Annotated in this window: 19 protein-coding genes; 6 read left to right on the top strand and 13 right to left on the bottom strand. The window is 60.0% G+C overall.

Features of this window, described 5'->3' with window-relative positions:
- Positions 1-121: 121 nt before the first annotated feature.
- Positions 122-919 (top strand): glucosamine-6-phosphate deaminase, encoded by a 798-nt coding sequence (gene nagB, locus DWB85_RS13560; protein WP_117955587.1) that lies wholly within the window; start codon positions 122-124, stop codon positions 917-919.
- Here nagB and DWB85_RS13555 read toward each other — a convergent pair.
- Positions 910-1,848: a glucosamine kinase nucleotide-binding domain-containing protein gene (locus tag DWB85_RS13555; protein WP_117955585.1), complete on the bottom strand. Its 939-nt coding sequence runs from the start codon at positions 1,846-1,848 to the stop codon at positions 910-912. The two genes, nagB and DWB85_RS13555, sit on opposite strands and share 10 nt — an antisense overlap.
- A 51-nt stretch (positions 1,849-1,899) precedes the next feature.
- On the opposite strand from DWB85_RS13555, the gene DWB85_RS13550 reads away from it, so the two are divergent.
- The 4 genes from DWB85_RS13550 to DWB85_RS19975 all read left to right on the top strand — a co-directional run bounded on the left by DWB85_RS13550 (position 1,900) and on the right by DWB85_RS19975 (position 4,768).
- On the top strand, positions 1,900-3,825 hold the full coding sequence (locus tag DWB85_RS13550) for a beta-N-acetylhexosaminidase (protein WP_162846125.1): 1,926 nt from the start codon (positions 1,900-1,902) through the stop codon (positions 3,823-3,825).
- A gap of 133 nt (positions 3,826-3,958) precedes the next feature.
- A complete protein-coding gene (locus DWB85_RS13545; RefSeq protein WP_117955581.1) occupies positions 3,959-4,138 on the top strand; it encodes a hypothetical protein in 180 nt (59 codons plus the stop codon).
- Positions 4,132-4,344: a type II toxin-antitoxin system RelE/ParE family toxin gene (locus tag DWB85_RS13540; protein WP_117955579.1), complete on the top strand. Its 213-nt coding sequence runs from the start codon at positions 4,132-4,134 to the stop codon at positions 4,342-4,344. Before DWB85_RS13545 ends, DWB85_RS13540 begins: the two co-directional genes overlap by 7 nt.
- Before the next feature lie 181 nt (positions 4,345-4,525).
- Positions 4,526-4,768, top strand: a complete 243-nt coding sequence (locus DWB85_RS19975) for an RHS repeat-associated core domain-containing protein (protein WP_420820274.1) — start codon at positions 4,526-4,528, stop codon at positions 4,766-4,768.
- A 432-nt stretch (positions 4,769-5,200) separates the two neighbouring features.
- Here the strand turns inward: DWB85_RS19975 and DWB85_RS13530 are convergent, their stop codons facing one another.
- From DWB85_RS13530 to DWB85_RS13495, 8 genes are all read right to left on the bottom strand, one after another.
- Positions 5,201-11,116, bottom strand: a complete 5,916-nt coding sequence (locus tag DWB85_RS13530) for an RHS repeat-associated core domain-containing protein (protein WP_275400500.1) — start codon at positions 11,114-11,116, stop codon at positions 5,201-5,203.
- A gap of 13 nt (positions 11,117-11,129) precedes the next feature.
- Positions 11,130-11,444, bottom strand: coding sequence for a hypothetical protein (locus DWB85_RS13525; protein WP_117955575.1), 315 nt, complete (start codon positions 11,442-11,444; stop codon positions 11,130-11,132).
- Positions 11,434-13,041, bottom strand: a complete 1,608-nt coding sequence (gene tnpC / locus DWB85_RS13520; protein WP_476707472.1) for an IS66 family transposase — start codon at positions 13,039-13,041, stop codon at positions 11,434-11,436. The genes DWB85_RS13525 and tnpC overlap by 11 nt, the downstream gene beginning before the upstream one ends.
- A complete protein-coding gene (gene tnpB, locus DWB85_RS13515) occupies positions 13,025-13,372 on the bottom strand; it encodes an IS66 family insertion sequence element accessory protein TnpB (RefSeq protein ID WP_117955568.1) in 348 nt (115 codons plus the stop codon). The genes tnpC and tnpB overlap by 17 nt, the downstream gene beginning before the upstream one ends.
- Positions 13,372-13,713 carry an IS66 family insertion sequence element accessory protein TnpA gene (gene tnpA, locus DWB85_RS13510; protein ID WP_117955566.1) on the bottom strand — a complete coding sequence of 114 codons (342 nt, stop codon included), beginning with the start codon at positions 13,711-13,713 and terminating at the stop codon, positions 13,372-13,374. Before tnpA ends, tnpB begins: the two co-directional genes overlap by 1 nt.
- 366 nt (positions 13,714-14,079) lie before the next feature.
- On the bottom strand, positions 14,080-14,610 hold the full coding sequence (locus tag DWB85_RS13505) for a hypothetical protein (RefSeq protein WP_117955564.1): 531 nt from the start codon (positions 14,608-14,610) through the stop codon (positions 14,080-14,082).
- A gap of 312 nt (positions 14,611-14,922) precedes the next feature.
- On the bottom strand, positions 14,923-17,037 hold the full coding sequence (locus DWB85_RS13500; RefSeq protein WP_162846123.1) for a sodium:solute symporter family protein: 2,115 nt from the start codon (positions 17,035-17,037) through the stop codon (positions 14,923-14,925).
- A 143-nt stretch (positions 17,038-17,180) separates the two neighbouring features.
- Entirely contained in the window at positions 17,181-19,901 is a 2,721-nt protein-coding gene (locus DWB85_RS13495) for a TonB-dependent receptor (RefSeq protein ID WP_133300622.1), read from the bottom strand.
- A 301-nt stretch (positions 19,902-20,202) separates the two neighbouring features.
- On the opposite strand from DWB85_RS13495, the gene DWB85_RS13490 reads away from it, so the two are divergent.
- Complete coding sequence (locus DWB85_RS13490) at positions 20,203-21,621, top strand: WS/DGAT/MGAT family O-acyltransferase (protein ID WP_117955557.1); 1,419 nt, start codon at positions 20,203-20,205, stop codon at positions 21,619-21,621.
- A 3-nt stretch (positions 21,622-21,624) separates the two neighbouring features.
- Here the strand turns inward: DWB85_RS13490 and DWB85_RS13485 are convergent, their stop codons facing one another.
- The 4 genes from DWB85_RS13485 to DWB85_RS13470 form a co-directional block, all read right to left on the bottom strand.
- Entirely contained in the window at positions 21,625-22,950 is a 1,326-nt protein-coding gene (locus DWB85_RS13485; protein ID WP_239017330.1) for an ABC1 kinase family protein, read from the bottom strand.
- Entirely contained in the window at positions 22,934-24,349 is a 1,416-nt protein-coding gene (locus DWB85_RS13480; RefSeq protein ID WP_205422738.1) for an ABC1 kinase family protein, read from the bottom strand. The genes DWB85_RS13485 and DWB85_RS13480 overlap by 17 nt, the downstream gene beginning before the upstream one ends.
- Before the next feature lie 39 nt (positions 24,350-24,388).
- Positions 24,389-25,021 carry a glutathione S-transferase family protein gene (locus DWB85_RS13475; RefSeq protein WP_117955555.1) on the bottom strand — a complete coding sequence of 211 codons (633 nt, stop codon included), beginning with the start codon at positions 25,019-25,021 and terminating at the stop codon, positions 24,389-24,391.
- 171 nt (positions 25,022-25,192) lie between these two features.
- Positions 25,193-25,744 carry a cytochrome c3 family protein gene (locus tag DWB85_RS13470; RefSeq protein ID WP_162846122.1) on the bottom strand — a complete coding sequence of 184 codons (552 nt, stop codon included), beginning with the start codon at positions 25,742-25,744 and terminating at the stop codon, positions 25,193-25,195.
- Between the last annotated feature and the right edge of the window lie 166 nt (positions 25,745-25,910).

The raw sequence follows: 25,910 nt of genomic DNA, 5'->3' as shown, positions 1-25,910 counted from the left end.
GAAGCCGTAATCCTGGAAGAGGAAGTGCAAATGAGCATAAGTTCAACGTGCAAAACAACGAAAATCGAAAAACGCCCGTTTATGGACGGGCACTAGATAGATTAGGGGCAAAGGAAGCAGCATGAAAGTAGTCATCCTCGATGATGCCACCCAGGTCGCAAGCTACGGCGCCGACATTTTCCGCGAACAACTGGCCAAGAAACCCGACTCGGTGTTCGGCCTGGCCACCGGCTCCACGCCCCTGAGCCTGTACCGGGAGCTGATTGCCAGCAACCAGCGCGGCGAGATCAGTTTTGCCCGGGTGAAAACCTTCAACCTCGACGAGTACATGGACCTGGCGCCGGAGCACCCGCAGAGCTACCGCCACTTCATGAACCGGGAGTTCTTCGAGCATATCGACATCGACCCGGACAATACCCGGGTGCCGCCGGGAGACGCCGCCAACCCGCTGGTCGCCTGCCGGGAGTATGAGGCCGCCATCGAGGACGCCGGCGGCATCGACATTCAGCTACTCGGCATTGGCCGCAACGGTCATATCGGTTTTAACGAGCCCACCTCCTGCCTGAGCTCGCGGACCCGGGTCAAGACCCTCACCCGCGAGACCATCGCCGACAACGCCCGGTTTTTCAGTGCGGGTGAATTCCAGCCGCAGCTGTCCATCACCATGGGCATCGGCACCATCATGGAAGCGCGGCTGGTGGTATTGCTGGCCACCGGGAGCAGCAAGGCCAGGGCTATCCGCGCCATGGTCGAGGGACCGGTATCCGCCTGGTGCCCGGCTTCCGCCCTGCAAATGCACCCGGCCACCGTGGTCATCGTCGACGAGGAGGCCGCCAGCGGGCTCAGCGATCCCGCGTTTTTCAAGCACATCGAGGCGCAGAACCAGGCCCTGCTGGCCCGGCTGCAGGGTCAGGCCTGAGCGGCATCCGCCCCGGCGGACATGGCCAACTGCACCGCGCCGACATCGGCCTCGGCCACCGGCGCCAGCACACGCTCGCGCACATCCGCCGCCAGCCAGGGCAGCAGGCGCGGCGCCAGGCCGCCGAGCATGGCCAGCGCTGGGGCGCCGTCGTCCAGTAGGCGGCGTCCCAGCCGGGTGAGGTAGTCCGCCCCCTCCGCTACGATCGCCACGGCGACCGCATCCCCGGCATCGGCACACTCCAGTACCAGCGGGGCCAGCGCGCCGTATTCCCGGGGCCGGGCCCCGGCCATGCTGTCCACCAGGCCTGTCCCCGTCGCGCCCAGCTGGCGCTCAATGGCATCGAGCAGCCCGGTTTCCGGGCCCAGCTGGTCAAGCGCCAGCAGGGCGCTTTGCAGGGCGCGCAGGCCCAGCCAGGCGCCGCTGCCGTGGTCCCCGGCGGGGAAGCCATGACCACCGACGCTGCTGCCCCTGCCGCCGGCATAGCTGTAGCCGACGGAGCCAGTGCCAGCAACGATAATGCCGCCATCGGCGCCGCCGTGGGCCCCCAGGCAGGCAATATGGATGTCGGTTTCCAGGTAGAGGGCGGCAAACGGGTGCTGCCACTGGCGCATCTCCCCGGCGACCCGAGGAATATTGACGCCCGCCAGCCCCGCGCCCACCCGCAGCTGGCCCAGCAGTTCCGGCGCCAGGCCCGCGGTGGCCAGGGCCTGGCGCGCCGAAGCCAACATCGCCTCCCGGGCGCCCGCCTGGTCCTGGAAGGCATTGGCCGGCCCGGCCACGGCCACCGCCAGCAACGCGCCGCTGGCATCCACCAGCCGCGCTTTGCACTTGCTGCCGCCGCCATCGATTCCCAGGAACAGCGGGCCGCAGGCAGCGGGCGATGACTGCCGGCCGCCCTCTTGTTGAGTAAATGCGCGTTCTCGCATTGCAATTTCCCGGTATCTATGACAACGTTGTCTCTCGAACAATACGAGAGCATGTCAACGTTGTCAATCCACAGCCACAAGGCCCTCGGGCTGCGCCTGTCCTATGCCGAAGAACAGCAGCAGAGCAGGCTGGCATTGCGCCTGGAGAACAGCCTGGACACGGCATTACATCAGTGGCGTCTGCACCTTGACCTGCAACGGGACGTTCACGCGGGGACGGCTACGGTAATGACCCGCACCGGAAGCCACCTCTGCCTGGCTCCCGATGACCCCGCCCCGCTGCTGCCGGGAGAGCACTGCTGCCTGCAGCTCATCGGGCCGCCCGGTCTGCTGCAACGACTGAGCGACCTGCCCGGCGGTTACTTCCTCAGTTCTGGCGAGGCGGTTTACGAGGTGCAGCTGCAGGGGCACGATTTACCGCTGCGCCCGGCGGTAACACCGGTACACACCAATGCCAGCCAGCCGCAGACAGCCCGGCCCGGCCTGTTGCCCGCCGCCCAATCGGTATCCGCCGCCAGCGGCTCGCGCCCCTGGCCTGTGGCGCCGGTGATCGACGCCGTTGCCGAGGCCCTGCCCGCACTGGACTGGCTGCAGTTCATGCTGGACCAGAGCTGGCCTGCGGCCAGCAGCAGCGAGCACGGGACCCTGGTGTGTGCGCTGGACGCGACCCTGGCCCGGGAAGCCTACCGGCTGGCGATCAGCGACGAGCGCATCCTGCTGCAGGCGGCCACCAGCGCCGGCTTCTGCCGCGCCGCCGCCAGCCTGCTGCAGCTACGGGAAACGCAGAACGGCAAGCCCGCCCTGCCCTGCCTGCAGCTAGAGGACCGGCCCCACTATCGCTACCGGGCGCTGATGCTGGACTGTGCCCGCCACTTCCACGACCTGGACACACTGTTCGACCTGCTGGACTGGATGGCGCTGTACAAGCTCAACCACTTCCACTGGCACCTGACCGATGACGAGGCCTGGCGCCTGGATATCGCCGCCTACCCGCAGCTGCGGGAGATCGGCGCCTGGCGCGGCCACGGCGAAGTACTGCCGCCACAGCTGGGCAGCGGACCGCTGCGCTACGGTGGCTACTACAGCCGTGAGGATGTCGCCCTGGTAGTGGAATACGCCGCGGCCCGGGGTATTAGCGTGGTACCGGAAATCGATATACCCGGGCACTGCCGGGCCTGTATCGAGGCCCTGCCCGACCTGCTGCGCGACCCCGGCGACAGCTCCCGCTACTGTTCGGTGCAGTTCTTCGATGACAACGTGCTGAATCCGGGCCTGCCCGGCACCTATGAATTCCTCGATACGGTGCTGGCCGAAGTCTGCGAACTGTTTCCCGGCCAGTATGTACACCTCGGCGCCGATGAAGTGCCGGAGGGGGTGTGGCTGGGCTCCGAGGCCTGCCGCCAGCTGATGCAGCGCGAGGGCTACCGGGACGCGCGTGACCTGCAGGGCCACCTGCTGCATCACGCGCAGGCCTTCCTCGCCGCCCGGGGCAAAACCCTGGTGGGCTGGGAAGAGGCCGTGCAGGGTAACAGGCTAAAGCGAAATACGCCGATCTGCGCCTGGACCGGCGACGAGGCCGTGCGCCGGCTGGCGGCAGCGGGCTACCCGGTCATCAGTTGCCCGGCGCCACGCGCCTACCTGGACACGGCCTGGAGCGATGACCCGCGAGAACCCGGCCTGCACTGGGCAGGCAGCGCAGACCTCGAGGCCTGCTACCGGCAATCACCCTTCCCCGCCGGCGTTGCCAATGCCATGGGCGTGCAGGCCAATCTCTGGGGCGAACTGCTGGCCAGCCGGAAACAGCTGGAGTACATGCTGTTCCCGCGGCTGCTGGCCACCGCAGAATGGGGCTGGCACGGAAAAGGCGATGACTGGCCCGGGTTTCGCGCCCGGGTGGAGCGCCAGCTGGACTACCTGCGCCGCCGCGGGGTCAGGCCACGGGGGCTGGATCCGGTACAAGTGAGCTCTTACGCCTGACCCGCGCCTTTGGTAGTTGCTGTCCTTGAAGGCTTTTTCCTACTGGTTCTCCTGAATCTACCCTGGAGGCAGATTTGGCTTCACTCTCGCAATCATGCCATCATTCGCCAAGCGTCATTATCAGGAATCGACCATGCAAGCCGCTAAACAGGATGCTCTGAATATCATCAACCAGTTACCGGACACCGCTGACATGGATGAAATCATGTACCGGCTTTATGTGTTGGACAAAGTACGCAAGGGCCAGGAGGATGTGACACAGGGCCGTGTCACGGCTGTAGAGGATATCAAGCATGAGATCGAGCAGTGGTAACGTGGTCTGACCACGCAAAGGCCGACTTACGTCACATCCACGATTTCATTGCCGCCGATTCCCGGCACTACGCCAAACAAGTTACGCGCGCTATTGTCGATAAGACCCTGCCCCTATCTGAGTTACCGCGCATCGGCAAAATAGTGCCAGAGATCAGCGACGAAGACATCCGTGAACTGCACATGTACTCCTACCGTATCCTGTAAGAGTTACGGGCCGACGAGGTACATGTGTTGGCGATCGTGCACAAAAGGCAGGAACTGCAGCCCGACAGACTCACGTAGGCTCGCAACATGGCTTACGCGGGTCTAATAGGCCTGTAGGTAGTCGTATCTACTATCTATGCAAGGACTACCATAGGGGGTTTACAGGCTTCCATTGGATGATGTGGGTATCATTCACATGAATGGGCGGGTTTATAGTCCGAGTTTGGGGCGCATGCTGAGTCCAGATCCTGTTACCCAAGCACCGGAAAATGGACAGAATTACAATCGCTATACCTATGTCTTTAATAACCCACTTAAATACACGGATCCAAGTGGCTACTGTGCGGATGGTGTTACGGCATATCTGGACTTCAATCACCTGTCCCAGCGCGTTCAGAGTGCGGGTTTCTGTGCGGCTGGCTGAATCCGTCACGGAGACCGTGAAGCCACCGGATCGGCGTGGCAGGGTCATCCTTGACTCCTCTCTTGTTGGAACACGCCTGCAGGTTTAAGGCCTTACGCTACAACTTCAATCGGAGGACCACATTGGATTAGATTGGGGTGGAAGTCCTATGTGTTTTACCAAGTCAAAACTATCCAGGTGAGGAAAAGGAGGGCCAAAAGAAACCAAACCGACCTTTCTGTCCTATTTTCTGGATGCTGCAACTTTTTGATGTAAATATAGAATGGCTCACGCATTAGATACCCACGCAATATCGCGACCAGGTAGGCTAAAGCGATAGCGAGATATATCATCCTGGAGGCTGGATATTCGCCAGAAGACTTAATGTGAAGCAAAATTAAAGAGAATGCCCATACGATGGATGCGGCGAAATACGACAACGATCTACTAAAGCTAGTCTTTTCCACGGCTGGCCTCTTTAGAGATTTCAATGGAGAGTGCCGCAATACCATATCCAGTGGTAATTCCACTAATAATCTGTTCTTGAATAGGTTCTGGCAGATACTTAAAGTATGGGATTTTGCTTCCAGCAGCAGCGACAGCCATTGGCAAGCCACCAGAAATAGCGTCCTTTAGGGCCGCATCTGTGTCTTGTTGCATAGCATCAGTAGCGACCGAAACACCTAGCATAAAAGCGCCGGCTGATACAGGGAATCTGCACTGCCTACAAACCGTGGCGGCAGCCGCAGCCCCAATTTGACTAACATCTGCCAGCCTATTCAGCGCACGGATAAACAGCTTATACGTGTCACGCTGCTTTACTCTAATTGTGATGCAGGCAGTTCCAGAATCCTGGGAGCAATCAAACGAACCTTCTCCACCCACGGGATCTGTTTCTGGCGATGCCTCACCTGATATATCAACCCGATCTCCTGTGACACCAACTGGCGAACCCTCCTGACCATATATCGCAGAAGACATCGCAGCAGTGTTGCCTGTAACGCCTCCACCAGACAGATCTCTTGCAACCACATGAACATATTCCATGCCGAGACCAGCACCCGCTCCCGAACTACTAACGCAACTGTCCGCACAAACGATTTTCGATTTAGACTTATCGAATCCACTAGGATCTGTGTACTTAAGCGGATTGTTGAATACATATGTGTAGCGATTGTAGTTCCGGCCGTTTTCGGGCTCACCGACAACGGGGTCAGGATTCAGCATCCTACCCAGGCTTGGGGAGTAGATGCGCCCATTCATGTGAATAATCCCCACATCATCCAGATGCTCATGACCCGTGTAGCCCCGAATTTCATTCGTTGAAGTCGCACCCGACACCCAGTCCACCGCTCTGCGGCGCATACCCCAGGCATCGTAACTGAACCGTTCAACCACTGAACCCAGATCGTCAGTAAGCGCTGTAACACTACCCAGGTGATCTCGATGGACATAGCGCTCTGATACCGTGCCATTGTCATCTTCTCGGATCATCACCACTTTACCATTGGCGCGGATATAGTGGCGGAAGTGGTCCGCACCCTGGCCCGCACTGTCGGTGGCTTCGAAACTGCCGCCCACGTAGTGGGTGGCTACGCCATTACGGGTTTTCTGGTAGCGTTTGCGGTCAGTGCCGTAGTCGAACGCGTAGGTGATGCCGCCTGAGCTGATCTGGGTCGGCTTGTTGTAGCTCGACCAGGTGATCATGGGCGACCCGTCCACCACATCCATGTTTCCGTTGGCGTCGTACCCGAAGGTATGGATCGAGGACCCGCCGGACAGGATCTCACTCACCGCATGCTGTGGTGTGGCGTTATAGAGGTAAGGGTTGCCGATATCTGACTTCTCGGTCATCGACCCCATCGCATCAAAGTCATAGTTGACAATGGGGTGGCTGCCCACTTGCGCACTGGTCATCCGGTCCAGATTGTCGAAGGTAAAGGCCTCTGTGAGACTCTGGCGCACATCACTGCGACTTAGCATGTTGCCCGACCCGTCGTAGGTATAGGCAAACTCCTGCAGGGTCGTCACGCCGATAGCGCTGTGCTGGGAGGTGATGCGGCTGGACTGGCCTGCATACGCCTGGGTGACTGTTGAACCGTCGCCCAGCCACTCCGAAGTCACTCGCCCGGCGGCGTCGGTATCCAGCAGTTGATAGTACACGGTCCCACCGCCCGGGCTCTGCACGGCTTCCAGCATTCCCACCGGACTGTACTCGTATTCCACCACCAAGCCACCGGGTTCCGCGACACTGGCCGGATAGGTCTCGGTGGCAACGCGACCAAAACCGTCGTAGCTGTAGGCGACGCTGTAAACAGCCGTTCCTATGGTGGTATCGGTATCTGTCAAGCGCCCGTAATTGCCCGCGGCATAATCATAACTACGACTGAAACCGGTCATGGACTCACTGGCCAGCTTGCCGACCCCCAGATTACCGCCTGTGCTACTGTCATAGGTCCAGGTAGTGGTGCCCTCAGGCTCGGTTCGGCTGATCATCCTGTTGAGCAGATCATACTGGTAGCTAATACTGCGGCCTGTCGCGGCCAACTTGGGCGAAGCCTCCGTCAGTTTGTTGCCAAACGCGTCGTAGGTGTAGGTATAGAGGCCGTGATCGGGGTCGTTCTGGGTCAGCAGGTTACCCAGGCGGTCATAGCTATAGCTCACGCTGCTGGCCTGGCCCAGGCCCACGGCGTTATTGACCTGGACGCTATTACCCACCGCGTCATACAGGAAGGTCGTGTCGGTGCCCGCCTTGTCCTGGACTTCGATTACCTGTCCCAGCGCATTCAGTGTGCGGGTTTCCGTGCGGCTGGCAGAATCCGTCACGGAGACCGTGAATCCATCGTAACTGGTGGTACTGGAAGCCACCGGATCGGCCCCGCTGAAGGCCGTTACCCTGTCCAGAAAATCGTAGGTGCTGGTGTTCCAGGTAACTGCCCCCCCATCAAAGTAGGGCTCTGAAGACCGGAACGCCCGCCCCTGGGCGTCATACTCGGTATCCTGGTTGACGCGGGTACCGTCAAGCGCCTGTGTACGCATGCGGACCTGGCGGCCCAACACGTCATAGTAGGTACGCACCGTGGATTGCCCTGAGGCCTGTGTTTCGACATAGGACGTTGCGCCGAGGTTACTGCATGCCACCGAGGTGCAGGTGTACAGGTCGGTCTGGGTCGTGGTGCCGTCGGGGCGCGTTTCGCTCTCAAGCTGCCCGAAACTATTGTAGCTCCATGTCGTGGTAAGGCCATTGACGTCGATCTCGGACAGTTTGTTGCCGAAAGCCGCATCCCAGGTCTGGTCAACGGTATGGCCCAGCGGGTTGGTCAGGGTCGCCGGGAAGCGGTGGTCGCCATCGTAAGCTATGGTACTGGTTCGTGACGCTGAGCCCGGACTCGATAGGGTTTCGGAGATCACATTGCCTACCGCGTCGTGAGCCAGGGTTTTGGTCAGCTCGATACCGGCACCCTTGCCAGGTTCCCGGGTCTCCGTCAGCAGGAACCCGGTCGTCGTATCGTAGGTGTAATCCACCTGGCGATCCTTGCCCGGGTCGTTGACGCCGTTCAACCAGGCTTTCGTTGTCACTGAGCTAACCTGCCCTACCCGCCAGGTTGCCCAACTGGGGTCTACAGTGAAGGTGCTCAGCTTCTGCTGCTGAATTGTTGAAGTAGTTTCATGGTCCTCCAGTATCGTTGTCGTATTACCAATATTGCCGTAAGCATCGACAGCGCTGTTGGTGGTGGAACTTGTCGACAGCAGGCGGCCATCATTTAGTGCGTAGCGTTTTTCCACACGACTACTGACATAGGGGAACCTGGTTGCCGATATCGCTGTGTTCCTAACCAGGTAGTCAATCTGGGTGCTCTCCAATAATCGGTTGTCACTGGCTCTGAACACCTCGATTTTCAGGGGTTGACTGGTATAGGGGAATTGCTGGGCGTACTCTGAGACGGTTTTGATGCCTTTCGTCAGGTTCCTGGAGATGATTTTTGCAAACCCCATGTCGCCACGGCCCTGGACATTCCGCACCAGGCCCTCATAGGTGTAGTCCACCGTGCTAACAGTGCTAACACCACCGATTCCGTTGGACTGGGTCATCCGTGACACCACGTGGGTGGCGTCCTGAATGTCGAAGTCGGGAAAACTCGCCAAACTGCCTTTGGTATAAACGCTGCTATTGGTCAGCGGTTTGTAGGTGAATACAGTTTCCAATCCTTGACCTTGCGTGATCTTCTTGAGCAGGCTGACGGGTTTACCGTTCTGAGTGAGCAGCGTGTGGGTACTGGTTTCACAGTAGTAATAGTCTTGGTAGCTATACGCGAAAATACCGTTCTGTGCCTGACCAACAGCTGACTTTTTACATTGCGAATTGTTTGCAATGCTTAAGTCCTTAAGCCCATCGCCATTGAGATCTATCCACTGCATGAAGGAGCCCAGGTGAGCGTCGCTATCAATGATAATGTCTTCAACATATGTGGCGCCATCCCCATTTCTTGCTAATCCGACATCCATCGTGCTCGAGTGAGTTGGAACGGGAGGCGTACCGTACAGTGGACCGGTTGATCGTACGAGTCTACCTGGAGCAGTTCTCAAACTTTTATCCCATACGCGGTTGTCGTCTATCGTATTTGTTGGGAAAACGTCAGACGATGACCAATGAAGGAAAGCTGTTCCGGTATTTCGCTGAACGTCACAGCATGAACCATCGATTCTAAGTACTTTACGGTCTAATACGCCATCGCCGTCAATATCTGCATAGACTACTGGAACGTAACCACCTGGTGTCGCGCCAAAGTCCCGCCGGGGTGTCTCAAACCTGGCTCCATCATTCACGTAAACGTATCGATCATTAACGATTAAATCCTTAAGCCCATCTCCCGTGACATCGAATAGTGCATGTGTCCTGGCGGTCTGATTGGACAGCCATTCGGTCTGATAGTGATATCCACCGCCATTCCCGTACCCAGCGCCATTCCCTTTGTTGATGTGAACCGTGGTCCTTATATGCGTTCGTATACGATCGCACATAAAGGACTCCCATGTCGTGTTGATATATGGACACCCCGGTTCAGGTATTGTGGTAAAGAAGTACTTCACCAAATCAATCAGCCCATCGCCGTTCATATCGGCAAGGCTGTAGTCATTCGCTGCCTGGTAAGAAAATGTATCGTATGATGATCCGCTAGTGAAACCGCTACCTGTGGAGAGTGCCGCCTCCATCGTGCCGGCACCGACTTTAACTTTTACGAGATCAGTCGTGCCATTTCCATCAATATCTACCCAGTGAAAATCTTTCGGGTGTCCTCCAAGGGCGGTGTTCCAGGTACTGGTTGTGAAACTGTTGGTTCCGGTGTATGTGCGTACCTTTAAGGACAGATTGCTGGCCGGATAGCTGCCATTTGAGTTGGGGACGGCGTGCACATATTCGGGAATCCCGTCGCCATCCATATCATGCCAGCGTGGTACATTATAGTCGTATCCGATCGTCGCGGCATGGCTCCCATACGTTGTGGAGTTCGCTGCGAAGTGCGGCACAGAGCGGTTGGCCGTCGTGAACGTGGTCGTTCCATCGTGCCACCACTCCAGGTCGATGGGAGCCTGGCACGTACCTGCGGAGTCACACCGCTTCATCTGGGTGATCCTGGGTCGCTTGTCGGCACCCACCTGCTCATACGTCAGGCGGTAGTCCGACACAATGGTGCCATTCACCTTTGTGTGGATATTGGTCAGTTTGACCGGGTTGCGCTGTATCCTGGATCCCGCCTCAAATTGAGTCACATTATCGTTTCGACTGCCATAAACAAACTTGACCTCGGTATCAGTCGCGCCCCAGTGTACGTAATTACCGGTTGAGCCGCTGGTGATGGACACCGAGGCATTGTAGGTTATCTTGTCAATGTAGTGCCGACCATTTGCATTGTCTTCCACATAGGAAAGATGGTAGGCGTTGCCGACGGTGTCAGAGACTTTGTTAAGTGCCCAAGTGCGAACCACGCTGCTGCCCTCACCCTCTACGCGGGAATTCGAGGTGTGACCGTACTCCATGACCAGGCCATCTTTGGTTTTAACCGTAAACTTGAGAGGACCTGCTGTTCCCGCGCCCTCCGATCGGATATTTGAGAATTGGTCAATCTCGGTGCGATATTGGGTGCCACTAGCGCCATAGGATCCCGAAACCGCAAACAGCTTATGCCCGTCCATACAGTAAACATCCTGCGCGTCATACCGTACCGGGCGTGACACCCCTTCCTGTGCCAGGGTCTGGGGGCAGCGGTTGATTTTACTCATGCCACTCAGGAACCAGCCTGCTCCCAGCATGCCATTTTGCACATTGCTGTTGTAATGTAACCGCTCATTCCGAGCAGTAGTTGACAGCCTGTAGCCCGGGCTATTTCTTTTTCTGGATATCGATGACGTTCGTCGCGCTGCCAGCCTCGTCGATGACTGACGACAGGAACTGCGGCGATACCTTCCAGCGACGACCGTCTTCCGTCAGCACACTCACCGTCTTCTGGTTGAACTTGATCAGGGTGCCCACCTGCATCCCGTGTTTACCGGAGTCGAAGCACACCTTGCTACCCAGCGTCAGCTTCATCATGGCATCGATAGTGTCCGCCGCATCCAGGTGTTTCAGGCGGGAGATGATGCGGTCGTTCAGCGCCAGCAACTCGTCGTAGGACAGGCTGTCGATATCAATGCTCATGGGTCAGGTCCGAACGTAGAGGGTTGTCGGCAAACAGGTCCTTCCAGAGACGTGGTGTCAGTTCCTCGACCTTGCTTGCCGGATGGATGGCAACACGCTGGAGCACATCCACCAGGTAGGTGGCCGGGTCAATGCCCTGCAGTTTGCACGTCACGATCAGGCTCTGGATGATCCCCACGTGCTCCGCACCCAGTTCCGTCCAGCAGAACATCCAGTTTTTCCTACCCATGGGTACCACCCGCAGGGCGCGCTCCGTGTGGTTGTTGTCCATCGGCACCGCCGGGTCCTCCAGGAACACCCGCAGGGCATACTCCCGGTTCTGCATGTAGGCAATGGCCTTGGAGAAGGGGCTGCTGGGCAGCAACTCAGACCGCTGCCGCTGCTGGTCAAACCAGGCAAACAGCTGATCAACCACCGGCTTGCTGTGTTCCAGACGGAAGCTGCGCTTTTTCTCGCCTGCCAGTTTGGCGTCCCTGATCCGGGTTTCTACCTGATACAGATGGCCGATGCTGTCGAGCACTTGTTTCACCAGCTCAGGCTCATCATCCTCAGCTTCGACAAACTTGCGCCGGCCGTGTACCCAGCAATTGGCGTGGGTAATCTGTTCATTTCTCGCCGCGTAGCTGCTGTACGCCGCGTAGCCGTCGCTAACCAGAGTGCCGGTGAACAGGTTCTCCAGGATGCTCTCGATATGGGCTCTGCCCCGACCCGATGAGTAGGTAAAGCTGATCTCGCGCTGATCCCCCATCAGGGGCCAGAACCAACCCTGTTTCATTACCCCTTTGCCTTTCCTGTTCTTGGTGGGCCCGGCCTTGATCGGGGTTTCATCCATCGATAACACCCGGCTCTGCAGGATGTGGGCCAGTTGGGCCTCGGCGATGGGGCGCAGTAATTCGATACTGCGCTTGCACAGATTGGTCAGTGTGCCCCGGCTCAGGTCAACGCCACTTTGGGTTAAACGCTGGTGCTGACGGTACAACGGCAGGTGGTACAGGAACTTGTCGATCAGCATGCCCACCAGGAAGCTGACATCGGCGATGCTGTTGTCCAGCACATTGAAGGCGGCCGGGGTGGTGCTGACCGTGCCGGAGTCCTTGCGCTTCAGCACCGGCCGCTGGAAGCGCAAGACCTCATAGGCGCTGTAATGCTGGGCCAGCCGGTGGCTGGTCTTGTAGCCAATGATCTCGTACTGGTCCGCATCGGGGCCGCTGAGCTCCGGGGCATCAAGGGTAATCGTCTTGACAGGCACCTCGGGGCTGAAGCGCAGGCCGCTATCGGTGACACAGTCCTCGTCCCGGTTCTTTTTGGCTTTGCCGCGCTCGTAGGTGATTTTTTGCTTCTCACCTGGCGGCAGGGGTTTGACCGGCTCACCCATTAGGCCGGTGAGCAGGGGCTGTTCCGGGTTGTCGATGACCCGCTTCTCGGATTTGCTGCCAAACAGCTGCTCCTTGAACCAGGCGAGCTGGCGCTTCAGCTGGGCGTTTTCCGCAGCTAAAGCCTGCACCAAAGCCGCGGAATCGGTGGTATTGGCAGGGCTGGAGGCGGCGGGCGACATGGCCTGTAGTTTACCCCAGCTCGCCTTATATGGGGTGGGAATATCGTTTGTACTGGCGCGATTTTTTGATTTCGATGCCGTCGAGCAGCAGCTTCAGCTGGGTCCAGTTCAGTGCCTTCTTGCCGCTGGGAGCATTGCGCACAACAAACTGGCCCTGCTCCAGACGCTTCGACCAGATGCAGTAGCCGGAGCGGTCGAAGTACAGAATCTTCATCTGGTTCTGGCGCCGGTTGACGAAGACGAACAGCTCGCCGCTGAGGGGGTTGTCCTTCAGCTGGTTCTTCACCAGGGCACTGAGGCCATTGTACGATTTGCGCATATCGGTGGGCTGCGTATACAGCCAGATACGAACCTGGGATTCGGGGAAGAACATCAGGCCGTGCGTATTCTCAGCACGATATCGTTACCCAGTGCCAGTTCTACCTGCCAGGCATTCTCAGGATCACAGCCAGAAGCGGGCGCAGCCGGGGCACGGGAAAGCGGCTCGGTGACATCAACGAAATCGCCGCCCTCAGGCTTTTCAAGCACCCGCTGCCAGCGGTTCAGGCTGCTGGTGGCCACGCCACGCTGTTTGCAGAAGGCCACCTTGGTGAGCCCACTGCGATGGAAATCATCAAGCAGTGACTGCCACTGGCGCCGGGAGCGGTTGATGCGTTTCTTTGGCCTGGACTGTTGTGGAGACGGAACGGCTGCGGCTTTGGTGGGTTCGATCATCGGGGTTCTCCTGTGTTTGAGGAGAAATGTACCCGGGGATCAGGTGTCAGGAAATGACGTCCCGGAATGAACGGTTACGTTGTAATGGATCGCCAGCGACGGCGTCAGGCCACGTCGACCCGGCGGCAATTCAACCGGTATGGTATAGGCCGCGTTACCAGCGGCGCTCACGGTAGCCTGGCCGTCAAGCGAGCCGTAGTATGCGACGCCCTCGGCGGGTTCAGGCGCCACATTCGGGTTACTGAGAGGCGGGGGTGTTGCGGCAAGCCCAGACAGGCTAATGAACAGAACAGCAATGGGGGCAAGAGCGGACAAGCGCGACATGAAGTGGCTCCATCAAGAACAAATGGTGTAGCAGTTGGTGGGTTAGCGCTCGAAGCCGGCTGCTTTGGGGTGCTTTTTCATTGACGGGTGTTCGCTGTGGAATACCAGTCGCTGGTTTTTATTGGGGAGGACCAATTCATCCACAAGGAATCGGCTGTTGGTCTGGTTCCAATCGGTGGCAGGCCAGCCAAGCAACACTGCCGGTGCACTGTTTGAGAAGTCCTTTTTGAGAAGGCCTCTGGCTTTTACCTTGGTCGACACCTGAAGGGTTGCTATGTACTGTTGCTCTGGATCGAGCCACATCCCTTCCGTGCCCTCGCCCAGTTGTTCCACCGTAAAGACGATTTGCCCATAGCCGCCATCCGGAGTATGGAGGTGATTAATGCGTACCAGGAGCTCTATCGGACGCTCGAAATCGTAGGCAGGATTACCGACAAAATTATCGGATACCGTGGAATACTGATGTAGCCTCGCCACATCGGCTGGAGAGATCACGGTTGGCTGGGAGCCAGCCTCGAGAGACGCGAAGCCCGCAACGAGTGCAAGCAAGGAAATACCGAATCGAAGTCCCATTGATGATATCGCCTTATAAATAGATTAGCGATGACTATGCTCGGGGACAGGTTTCAGGAGAGCAATTACAAGCCATTACACGCGGCTCACCCAGCCACATAGCACACCCCGTTATTCAAACTGAGGCCTACGCTCACCCGTACGGCTGTCAAGCTCAATAGGCCTAACAGGTGTCGCCACAGATAGGTGCGCCAGTACAGCGGGCATCGACCTCGTGCCAGCCATGGTTGGCGGCCAGCAATCAGCCAGAGTGGTCTTGCTGTTGATTAACTGCGCTGTACACACACAGGCTGCAGCACTCTCCGCGCCACCTCACCCGGCGCGATCAATGCGCCCCATCCCCCGCACCACGACTACCAGGCTCAGCAGGCTGAGGGCGATCAGGCCCAGACCCATGCCGGTCTCCAGGCGCAGGGCATAGCCGATGCCGAACATCCCCGCGTAGATCGAGATGCCTGCCAGCGCGAAGTACAGCAGTGACTCCGCAAAGTTGCGTTCGGGCTCGAAACCGCCCTGGCTGTAATCTCCCCAGAAGCCCATGGGCCGGGTGCGGCGGACAAATTCCCGCAACAGTTCCGGGTCCGCGGGGGCAGTCAGCAGGGTGGCTACAACCGACGCCAGCGCCGCGAACAGGGATATCCAGCAGATCACGTGAATCGCGTGGTCGGCCATGGCGAGGGGAAAGATGGACATCTGTCCCGGCGGGTGCCAGCCCTGCTGGCCAGCCACGTAATTGGCCAGGGCCAGGGCAAAGCCGGTGAGCATGCCGGCGATTTCGGTCCAGGCGTTGGCGCGCCACCACAGCCAGCGCATCAGGTGTGGCAGGCCCAGGCCGGCCATCATGCCGCCATACAATTCCCACATGGAGCCGATGTTGTCGATGGTGCTGGCCACCACCACCGCCATCAGGGCGATCAACAGCGTCGCCAGACGACTGACCCGGGTCAGCTGGACCTCGGAAGCGCGCGGGTTGATAAAGCGCGCGTAGAAATCATTGGCCAGGTAGGAGGCCCCCCAATTAATATGGGTGGACACGGTGGACATGAAGGCGGCCATCAGCGAGGCCAGCATCAGCCCCATCAGGCCCGCGGGCAGCAGCTCCCTGATCATCGCCGGGTAGCCGCGCTCGCGGTCCTCGCGGAACACCGGTACCTGCTGGTAGCTGTCGTCGCCGCTGGCAGTCGGCAGCGCCGCCAGGCCGTCCTCTTCCAGGCTCCCCTGGTCGCGATAGAGCAGCGCATACTCGGGTATTTCGCAGCGGTAGCGGTTGTCCAGGCACTGGCGCATCTGCAGCGTGCAGGCCTGCTCATGGTGCAGGCACTCGGTGAACTCCCGGGCGGCCAGATCCACATCCGCCCGCGGGAAAATGACCAGCGCCGCAACACCGGCAATCGCCCAGGGCCAGGAGCGCAGCATGAAGTTGGCGAAGCTGTACCACAGCGCGCCCTTCTCCGCCTCGCCGCCGTCGCTGGCGGTATACAGGCGCTGGGCCATGAATCCCGAGCCGTCTACCGTGCCGCTGCTCCACCACATCACCCCCAGGGTGAGGACGAAGGCGGTAAAGGGAATACCGAGCGAGCCGACCACCCCCTCACCAAACTCGGGGGCAAAGGCCGCTATTCGTTCGTGGCTGAGGTAGGCCTTACCCGCCATATCGGTGGCCGACCCGTCGGCGGGGTACAGCTCGGCCAGCCCCTGCCACATGGACTCCAGGCCGCCCAGGTGGGCAACCGCCAGCACGGTCAGGGTTATCGACATCACCATGGCCAGGGCGAACTGCACCAGGTCGGTGATAATGACCGCGCGCATGCCGCCCAGGGCCGAATAGGCCAGGGTCACCGCCACCAGCAGGGCAATGGTCAGGGTGTTATCGAAACTGCCGAACAACAGCGCCTGGGGGTAAACCGATAGCAGCCAGCTATAGACATCGGGGCCGAGCAGCCACTGCCAGTCCATGAAGGACTCGGATATCTTGGACATGCCGGCGAACACCCAGCCGAGAATGATGCAGTTCACCAGGGTGGCGTTGATAAAGGCCTTTACCGAGCGCAGCATGGCCGCCGCCGGCCCGCCATAGCGCAACTCGGTGAGTTCGACATCGGTCACCACACCGGAGCTACGCCACTTGCGGGCGAAGAACACGGTCATGGCCACCGAGCCCAGCACGCCGCCCCACCAGAACCAGTTGCCGGCAATACCGTAGCGGGCAATCCAGCCGGTAATCGCCAGCGGCGTATCCGAGGCGAAGGTGGTGGCCACGATCGAGGTGCCCAGCAGCCACCATTTCATCTTCCTGCCGGCGGTAAAGAAGCCTTCCACCCCGCCTTCGCTGGCCTGGTCCTTCACCAGGAAGCCCACCAGCAGGGAGAAACCCAGGAAGGCTGCTATGAGCAGCCAGTCCAGAGGCGCGAGTACCGTCCCATCCATTGCCACGTTGTCCATTGCGCTATAAAAGGATCATAAAAAAAGGCCGATACGCAAGTTTACCCTCACATATCGACCTTCAACGGGATTCAGAGCAAGCTCCTCACCCACTTGCAAAGGGCGTCACCGCAACGCCCGACACACAATCAGAACCGGTAGTTGACACCCACCACGTAACGGGCGCCGTTGTCATAGCGGCGCGCGCTGCGTCCGCTATCGATGTGATACTGCTCAAGCTCTTCACCGGTGATGTTGATGCCCTCCAGAACGATGTCCCAGCTGTCATAAACGGTGACAGTGACGTTGGCGTCCAGCTGACCGTAGTCATTGATATACATTTCGCTGCCGAATTCAGACAGGCCATCGTACCACTCGGTGCGGTAGTTGTAGGACAGGCGGGCGCTGAGCCAGTCGCTCTCGTAAAAGCCGCTCAGGTTCGCCATGTGCTCGGAGGTACCGCGCACCAGGCCGGAGCCCGGGTTGTTCACCGGGTCGCGCTCGTCCTTGCTGTCGGCATCGGTGTAGGTGTAGTTGGCAATCACGCCGAAGTTGCCGAAATTCTGCTGGTAGCTGACTTCCAGGCCCTGAACCTCAGCACCCTTGCCATTTACCGGCTGCACGAACAGCACGTCGACGAACTGGCCCTGCTTCTCGTCAAAGCGACGCTCGGTGGAGGTGCTGGAAATCACCGTGTCGCTGATGTCCTTGTTGAAGTAGGTCAGGGCGAGCAGCGCCTGGTCCTGGAAATACCACTCGTAGGCCAGGTCGAACTGGTTGGCGGTTTCCGGGTCCAGTTGGGGATTACCGCGGGTACCGGTACGGGTATCGGTATTGGCGGATTCCTGGTTGGCGATGGTGATAAAGTCCGGGCGCGCCATCACTTTCGCCGCCGAGAACCTCATGACCATCTCATCGTTGAGGTCGAAGGCCACGTTCAGGTTGGGCAGCACCTCGGTGTAATCGTGGTCTACCGTTTCCTGGCGCACGTTGAACTCACCGCGAGGGTCGAGGGCATCGACCAGCAGCTGGTAACCGCCGAGTTGATCGATACTGGCGGCGAGCCAGTCGCCGTCCCAGTTGTAACCGGTGGAGGCGACATCGGTCTGCACCACGCGCACGCCGAGGTTACCGCGGAAGCCATCACCCTCGAAGTCCATCTGGCCGTAGGCGGCGAGAATCTCCTCGTTGACATCCCAGGTCTCAGGCAGGAACAGGATGGTGGCGGCATTGGCGTAGGCCTCCGCCGGGAAAATCACCGATGCCGCCCTGCCCAGGTTCATCAGCGGGTAGGGAGCGCCGGATTCGTTGACTGCGTAGTCCGCCAGGGTACCGGCATTCAGCTTACCGTAGAGCCAGCGATTCCAGCCGGAGGTATCGGAACCGCCGCCGTAGCTGGTGGCGTCATCGGAGTGCATGTCATCGGTCAGCCAGTGGAAGCGGGTGCCTTCCTGGTACTGGCCCTTATCGTGGTCGCGATAGCTGACACCGGTCTTGATGCCGTTGAACACACCAAGCTCGACCGGGATATAGAAATCTGCGGTGGCGTAGGTTTCTTCGTCATCCATGATGCGCTGGTTTTCCATCATCCAGCCCAGGCCGCGGGTCAGCAACTGCTCGGTGCTTTCTACCTGCCCCTCATACAACGGGGTGTGGCTCAGGCCATTGAAGGTGGAACCTTCAAGGAAACGGTCGAAACCGTACTGGCGGTCATTCTCGGTGCCGCCTTCCGCTTCGGTCTGGCCGACGCGCAGGTCCATGGACCAGTGCTCGAAATTGTGGCTGTACTGCAGGTCCAGGGACTCGGTCTCACTGTAGGAGCTGCGGTCGATGACATAATATTCAGCGTAGTTATTGGCCACCTCGCCGGCGACCACACCGCTGCCAACCAGGCGGGCAGAGGCGGGATCGATGTTCCCGCCCCCAGCCTGGCCGTTAAACCACTCGTAGCGATTGTAGTTGGTGTTGTCGGCATCGAGGTCGGAGTTGAGGTAGGTGAGGGTGAGCTCGCCGGCGTCGCTGGGTCGCCACTGGCCGGTCAGCAGCGCGGTCTCACGCTCACGCTCCTGCTGGAAGTAGGCATCACCGATGGCCCGCGGGGTCCACACGGGGCCAGCGCCAAAGTCCTGGTTTTCAAAGCCCAGCACCTCGGTGCCATCACGCACCAGGGTCCTGTCCTGCTTGGTCAGGGAGACATTGAAGCCCAGGGTTTCCGCCTCGTTTTTCCATGAATACAGTGCCGAGAGATTGGGATCCCACTCCCCGGAGTTTTCCGAGTACATGCCCTGGACCTGGACCACGCCGCTGTTGGCCGCCATATCCAGCGGTCGACGGGTGCGCAGCATCACGGTACCGCCCAGCGAGCCCTCCTGGATATCCGCCTGGGGCGACTTGTACACTTCCAGCGAAGACACAATAGTCGATGGCAGCAGGGTGTAATTGAAAGCGCGCGAGGGGTTGTCGAGCACAAACCAGTCGGCGGAGGCCACTGCAGCGCCGTTGAGCAATGTGCGGTTCTGGTCGGGCGAGGTGCCGCGCACGGCAATTTTTTCGCCTTCACCGAAACCGCGGGTTACCGAGACGCCGGTGATGCGCGACAGGGAGTCGGCCACGTTCTTATCGGGGAACTTGCCGATATCCTGGGCGTTAATGGCATCGACCACGGAGTCAGCGTAACGCTTGGTTTCCAGTGACTCCTCGAGGCTGGCGCGAATACCGGTTACCACCACTTCTTCCATGACCGGCCCGTCCTGGGCCTGGACCTGCAATGCACCCACGGCGCCGGTCAGCGCCAGGACGGCAAGAGAACTGTGCAGGTAGGCGGTCCGGTTACCGCTTAGCTTGCGAATACTTGAATTTATAGTCGTCACGGTAATCCCTCTTCGACGGTTGCGCTGTTATCGTTGTGTTGCCGTTGCTTTGACAACGTTGTCGCAATCCACACTAAAACCCTCCGACAACGTTGTCAACAATTTTTTATTGCCACCTGGGTGCCCCACGAGGCTCCCTGGCGCCGGACTTGCGCTGACCTGTGTGGTCGGCCTGCAGCCTGCCAGGCCCGCGCACCGCGACGATCCACCGACACTGGTGCGGCTGAACGTACCGGTCGTCAATTGACCTCGTAGCTGTTTCGGGTAATCCTGCCCGTGTCTGATCCAGGAGGTAATAACAATGCAACAACTGTCCGGCCAGGATGCGATGTTTCTCCATGCGGAGATCGATGGGCTTCCCCAGCACATCGGCGGCGTCAGCATCTATGACCAGTCCACCGCGCCCGGTGGCAAGGTCCGTTTCAAGCAGATTCTGGCCATGCTGGAGCGGCGGCTGCACCTGTCGCCCATTTTCCGCCGCAAGCTGGCCTTCGTGCCGGGCAATCTCGGGCGCCCCTACTGGGTTGAGGACCCCGACTTCGACCTCGAGTACCACGTGCGCCATATCGCCCTGCCAAAACCCGGTGACTGGCGCCAGTTGTGCATACTCGCCGCGCGCATCCACTCGGTACCCCTGCGCCGGGACAAGCCGATGTGGGAAATGTACGTAATCGAGGGGCTCAATAACGTCGAGGGCTATCCCCCTGGCTGTTTCGGTGTGCTTGTGAAAGTACACCATTGCGCCATGGACGGCGCTACCGGCACCCAGTTCATGAATATCGTCCACGACCTGACACCGGAAACCACGGATCGCGGCAACCCGCCGGCATGGATCGTCGAACGGCCATCGAAGGCGCGCATGCTGGGCCGCGCCTACCTCGACGCCTGGCGCAAGCCGGGCCAGGCCCTGGATTTCATCAAGGAGTCTGTGCCCGCGGTCATGCGCGTCAGGAAAGGGCGCAAGGCGGGCAGCATACACTTTCTCGAGGACAAGCAGGCCACCCGTTTTCAGGGCAAGATATCCCGCCATCGGGTGGTGGACGCGCGCAAGTTCGATTTTGAAGCCATCCGCGCGATCAAGAATTCCTGCCCCGGCGCCACCGTCAACGACACCATGCTGACCATCGTCTCGGGGGCGATGCGCAAGTACCTCATGGACAAGGACGAATTGCCGGAGGAATCGCTGGTTACCGGCTGTCCCATCGACGTCCGCTCGCCGGAAGACCGGGCCGCGGGCGGCAACATGGTGGGCTTCATGAATGTCAGTCTGCGTTCAGACCTGGAGGACCCCGCGGAACGCCTGGCCGCCATTCACGAGGAATCCCTGTCGGCAAAAGCCTACGCCGAGGCACTCGGCCCGCGGTTTGCCGTTGACCTCACCGATGTCCTGCCTGGCAACGTACTGTCGCTGGCGATACGCACGGCCGCTGCCACCGGCCTGTCCGAGGCCAGCGTGATGTTCAACACCATTGTCACCAATGTACCGGGAACGCCTCACCAGTTGTACCTGTGTGGCGCCGAGCTGGTGGACTCGATCAGCCTCGGCCCCCTGTTGCCCAATGTCGGCCTGTTCCAGATTGTCTACAGTTCGGTGCAGGACAAGAAGGGCTCCGTGGTTCTGTCGTTCACTGCCTGCCGCGACATGATGCCGGACCCGGAATTTTACGCCCAGTGCCTGCAGGAATCTTTCGACGAACTGTACGCCGCGACCGTCGGCTGAGGTTTACAGGAACTGGCTGATCAGGCGGTGCACGTTGACCCGGGCTCGCAGCCGGCTGGCCAGCATGAACATCCCCCCCAGTTTGCGGTGAAAGTAGACCGCATCAGTGGGGGGCGCCTGCCAGAAATCGCGGAAACCGGTAACTTCCTCGGCCCGCGCTGACATCCGCCGGGTCATGTCGGAGCGGGCGAAGTCATAGGGCTCATCAGTTTGCAGTGGCTCCATGGCCATCAGGAACAGCTCCAGCACCAGCTCCCGGTATTCACTGTCCTCGTCGCCCATGGCGTAACCGACACGTTCTGCGGCGGCGACCATCCGCTTGCGGTTGCCGGCTATCGCTGCCTTCGCCAGGCTGCGGTAACTGTTGACGAATGCGGCCTTGAAACGGCGGGTGGCGCCAAAGTCCAGCAGGATGATTTTGCCGCTGTCAGGGTCGTACTGGTAATTGGCGAAATTGGGGTCGGTCTGCACCATTCGCAGTTCGAACAGTTCGCGGAACATCAGCTCGACCAGGGCGCTCATCACTGCGTCGCGCTCTGCCTGGGGCAGCTCGGCAATGGTCTCGATCGGCTGGCCAGCAACGTAGGTCATCACCAGCACCGTCTTGCGAGTGAGGTCGGGCAGCACCTCGGGCACAAGGAAGCGATCGTCGCCGGCCAGGAGATCACCGAATGCCGCCAGGAACTCCGCCTCCTTGTTGTAGTCGGCCTCGTCATGCAGCTGCGCCTTGGCGTCGTCCAGCAGGGGCTGGATGTCCATCTCCGGCGGCAGCAGCCCCGACATTCGCAACAGCGAGGCGATATTGTCCACATCGGCATCGATGCTGCCGGCGACCCCGGGGTACTGCACCTTGAGAACGATTTCCCGACCATCCGGTGACAGGGCCTGGTGCACCTGGCCAATGGAGGCCGCCGCCAGGGGCCTGTGCTGAAAACCATAGAACTGGACTTCCCAGTCGTCGCCGTAGGCCTCGGACATCACGCGGTCCAGCTGCCCCGGGGGCATGTAGCGGGCATCGGCGCGCAACCGGGCGAGAATGTCCGCCAGTTCACGGGGCAGGAAGTCCCCCGTGTCCATGGACAGGATCTGGCCCACCTTCATCGCCGCACCGCGCATGGTGGCCAGCTGGTCGGCGACCCGGCGGGCATTGGCGGGGGTGAGCAGCATGTCCCGGGCCCTGGGCCGCTTGCCGGCGCGGATCTGCCGGGTGCCCTCCGCCAGCATACCGCCGGCGACACCGCTGGCCATGCGGGCGACACGGGCAAACCGCCCTACCCGGGAGGTGGGGATTGCCTTGTGCTTGTCGTCCGGTTTATTTCCTTTTGCCACGCTGCTCCCGCTCCTGCCAGGCCGCGATATGGGCCTCGATCATATCGCAGGCATTGAACTGGGCATCCAGAGCCGCGATAAAGTTGAATACGCCGGTTAGCTTGCGGGCGATCAGTGCAAAATCGCGGGATGGCGGGGTAAAGTGCCGGCTGGCCGCCGAGGCGGCCGCCTGTTTGCCTGCCCGCCGCATCAGCCGCGAGCGGCCCCAGCAGTATTCACCCTGGTCGTTGAGGTACTCGGCAGGCAGTTGCTCCACCGGGCGCAGCGGTTCCAGCAGGTGCAGGCAGAAATCGGCGAACATCTGCCGCCCCTCGTCGCTCACCCCGGGCTGCAGGCAGCCAAGCCCCACCAGGCCATCGATGATACGCGGCACATCGCGCTGCTGGCTGGCGGCGATGGTCTCCCGCAGGTGGTAGAGAAACTCCTCGGAACAATCCAGCACCGAGCCAAAGTCCAGCAGCGCCAGTTCATCATCCGCGGTTTTCTTGCGCCGGTCATCCAGGCGCAACAGGTAGTTGCCAAAATTGGGGTCGGTCTGCAGCAGGCCCCAGTCATAGAGCTCGTAGAAGAACAGCTCCAGCATGGCCTTGGCGAGGGCATTCCGGCGCTCCTGGGACAGGGCGGCCACATCCGGATCCGCCACCGTAAAGCCTTCGATAAACTCCATGGCCAGGATGTCACCGGTGCAGTAGCGCCGGCGCAGTTCGGGCACATGGTAGTGCACGCCCTCCAGCTCCAGCCCGGCCACCAGTGCCGCCATCCGCTCGGTCAGCTCGGCCTCCCGCTGGTAATCGATCTCGTTGTGCAGGTGGCTGCGCAATGACTGCATCCAGTTGTCCAGGTCACGTCCGGATTTAACCCAGCGTGCCAGCACCAGCATTTTGACCACGGCGTCAAAGTCGCTGTCTATCATCTCCGCCAGGCCAGGATACTGGATCTTGAGGCAAATCCACTCGCCGCTGGCGCTGACCTTCGCCAGGTGCACCTGCGCCAGGGACGCGGCAGCCACTGCCTCCGGGTCTATTTCCAGCTCGTCGAAACGGTCGCCGAGGGAGTCGCGAACAAAAGATTCCAGCGCATCCCAGTGCAGGGCTTCGGTCTGGTCCGACAGGTCGCGCAGCGCCTCGACCAGCACCGGCGGCAGGAAATGCTCGCCGAACAGGGCCAGCATCTGGCCGATCTTGACGTAGGTGCCCTTGAGCCGCCCCAGCTCCGCGGTGAATCGCTGGGCTTCCCGGCGGGCAAAATCCGACTGGGAATCATCATCGCCGCGCCCCATCACCTTCGACACGGCAGAATCCATTGCCAGGGCACCGCCGGCGCGCAGCCCCGCCATGGACACGGTCAGGCTGCGCCCCAGCGCCCGGGTCGGAAAAGTCTTGTTTCGTTTCTTTGCCATTAACAGCCTCCGGCGACTGCAGTCACTGTCGTCACGGCCCTAGCCGCGCTCGGGTAGTTGCAGCGGCTCACCCATGGCATCGGCCCGGGCAAAAGCCGGGCGCGCTGTCACCCGCTCCAGGTAGGCGCGAGTCTGGGGCTTGATGTGTTCATCCAGCTGCAGAGCCCGGGACAGATACAGGGCATAGCCGATGGCGATATCGGCGATGGTAAAGCGCTTGTCCACCAGGTACTCATGTTCCAGCAGGTGCTCGTCCAGGCGCCGCAGGCGGGCGACAAACCACCTGGCGTAATCGTCGGCCACGGCCTGCTTTTCCGGCGTGGGCTCGAGATAGTAGTAACGCATGGATATCGTCTGCGGAAATGTCAGCGTGGCGTCCGCGTGATGCAGCCAGTTAAGGTACGCGCCGTATTCCGGGTGCTGCGGACTGAGGCCTAAATCATATTGCTGGTAGCGGTCCACCAGGTACTGGCAAATGGCGGAGGATTCGGTCATCTGGGTATCGCCATCGACGAAGTACGGCACGGTGCCCAGGGAATTCACCTCGAGGTAGTCTTTCTGCAACACCCGCGGCGGAAACGGCACAATCTCCAACTCGTATTCCAGGCCCATTTCTTCCAGTGCCCACAGCGGGCGCAAGGAGCGCGCGCCAGCACAGTGCCACAACTTCATCGGCATCCTCCTGTAACAGCAAGTGACTTATTATGCGCAGCGGATACTACCGGACTGCTTCACGGTCCGTACAGTGCGACAGGTCAATAATTTCGTGGTAGGGAGGGTGAGCTTACTGCTAGCGGTATCAGCCAGCGGCAGTCCGGGCTGCCGCTTTTTTATTGCGCCTCTCTATTGCGCCTCGTCTTGTGGTTTCTCCCATCCCAATGATTCCAGGTGGTATCCAAGGCGGTTGTGCCCCACGTGCTCGTGGCACTCCACGCAGTTGTAGTCGTCCGGGTCACCGAAATAGCGGCGATGGGAACGAAAGGCCCTGCGGTTACCTTCCGTGGCGGTCTCGAGGTACTTGTGGCACTCCAGGCAGGCGGAATCGTAGACAAATTCCTCGCGGCGCTCGCGAATGGCGTGCCAGTCCACTTCGTGCGGGTCCTTGATCAGCTCCAGCAGCGGGTCCTTGATCCCGTGCTTGGCCTTGACCAGGAAGTAGTGCAGGGAGTTGTCGTGGGGCAGGTGGCAGTCGTTACAGGCCGCGCGGACACCCTGCGGATTGTTGCCGCCGTGAACATCTTCCCGGTAGGCGCGGGCAATGGGCTCATAGGCATGGCAGCTGGTGCAGAATTCGTAATCGCCGGTGGCGTGGAACGCGGTATCGATCACGGCCCAGCTGGCGACTGCGCCGACACCCAGTGCGGCGAGAATGAATCCAATACGTAGCAGTTTCACGTTCAGTTGTTGTCCCCGGATATTTGTGCGGACACACTTGCCCGCCAACAGCATACTGGTACTGTGGAAAGCCTAGCAGAGGATTACAATCCGGCAATGTGTGCCGCCGCATTTTTCTTACTGCTACCTGACATTCCGGGAAAATCGGTTAATCTAGTCGGCTAAT

This window comes from Seongchinamella sediminis (genome assembly GCF_003457605.1).
GTDB lineage: Bacteria > Pseudomonadota > Gammaproteobacteria > Pseudomonadales > Halieaceae > Halioglobus > Halioglobus sediminis.
The sequence above is the reverse complement of the archived record's forward strand: the minus strand, read 5'-3'. Positions and strand labels throughout refer to the sequence as shown.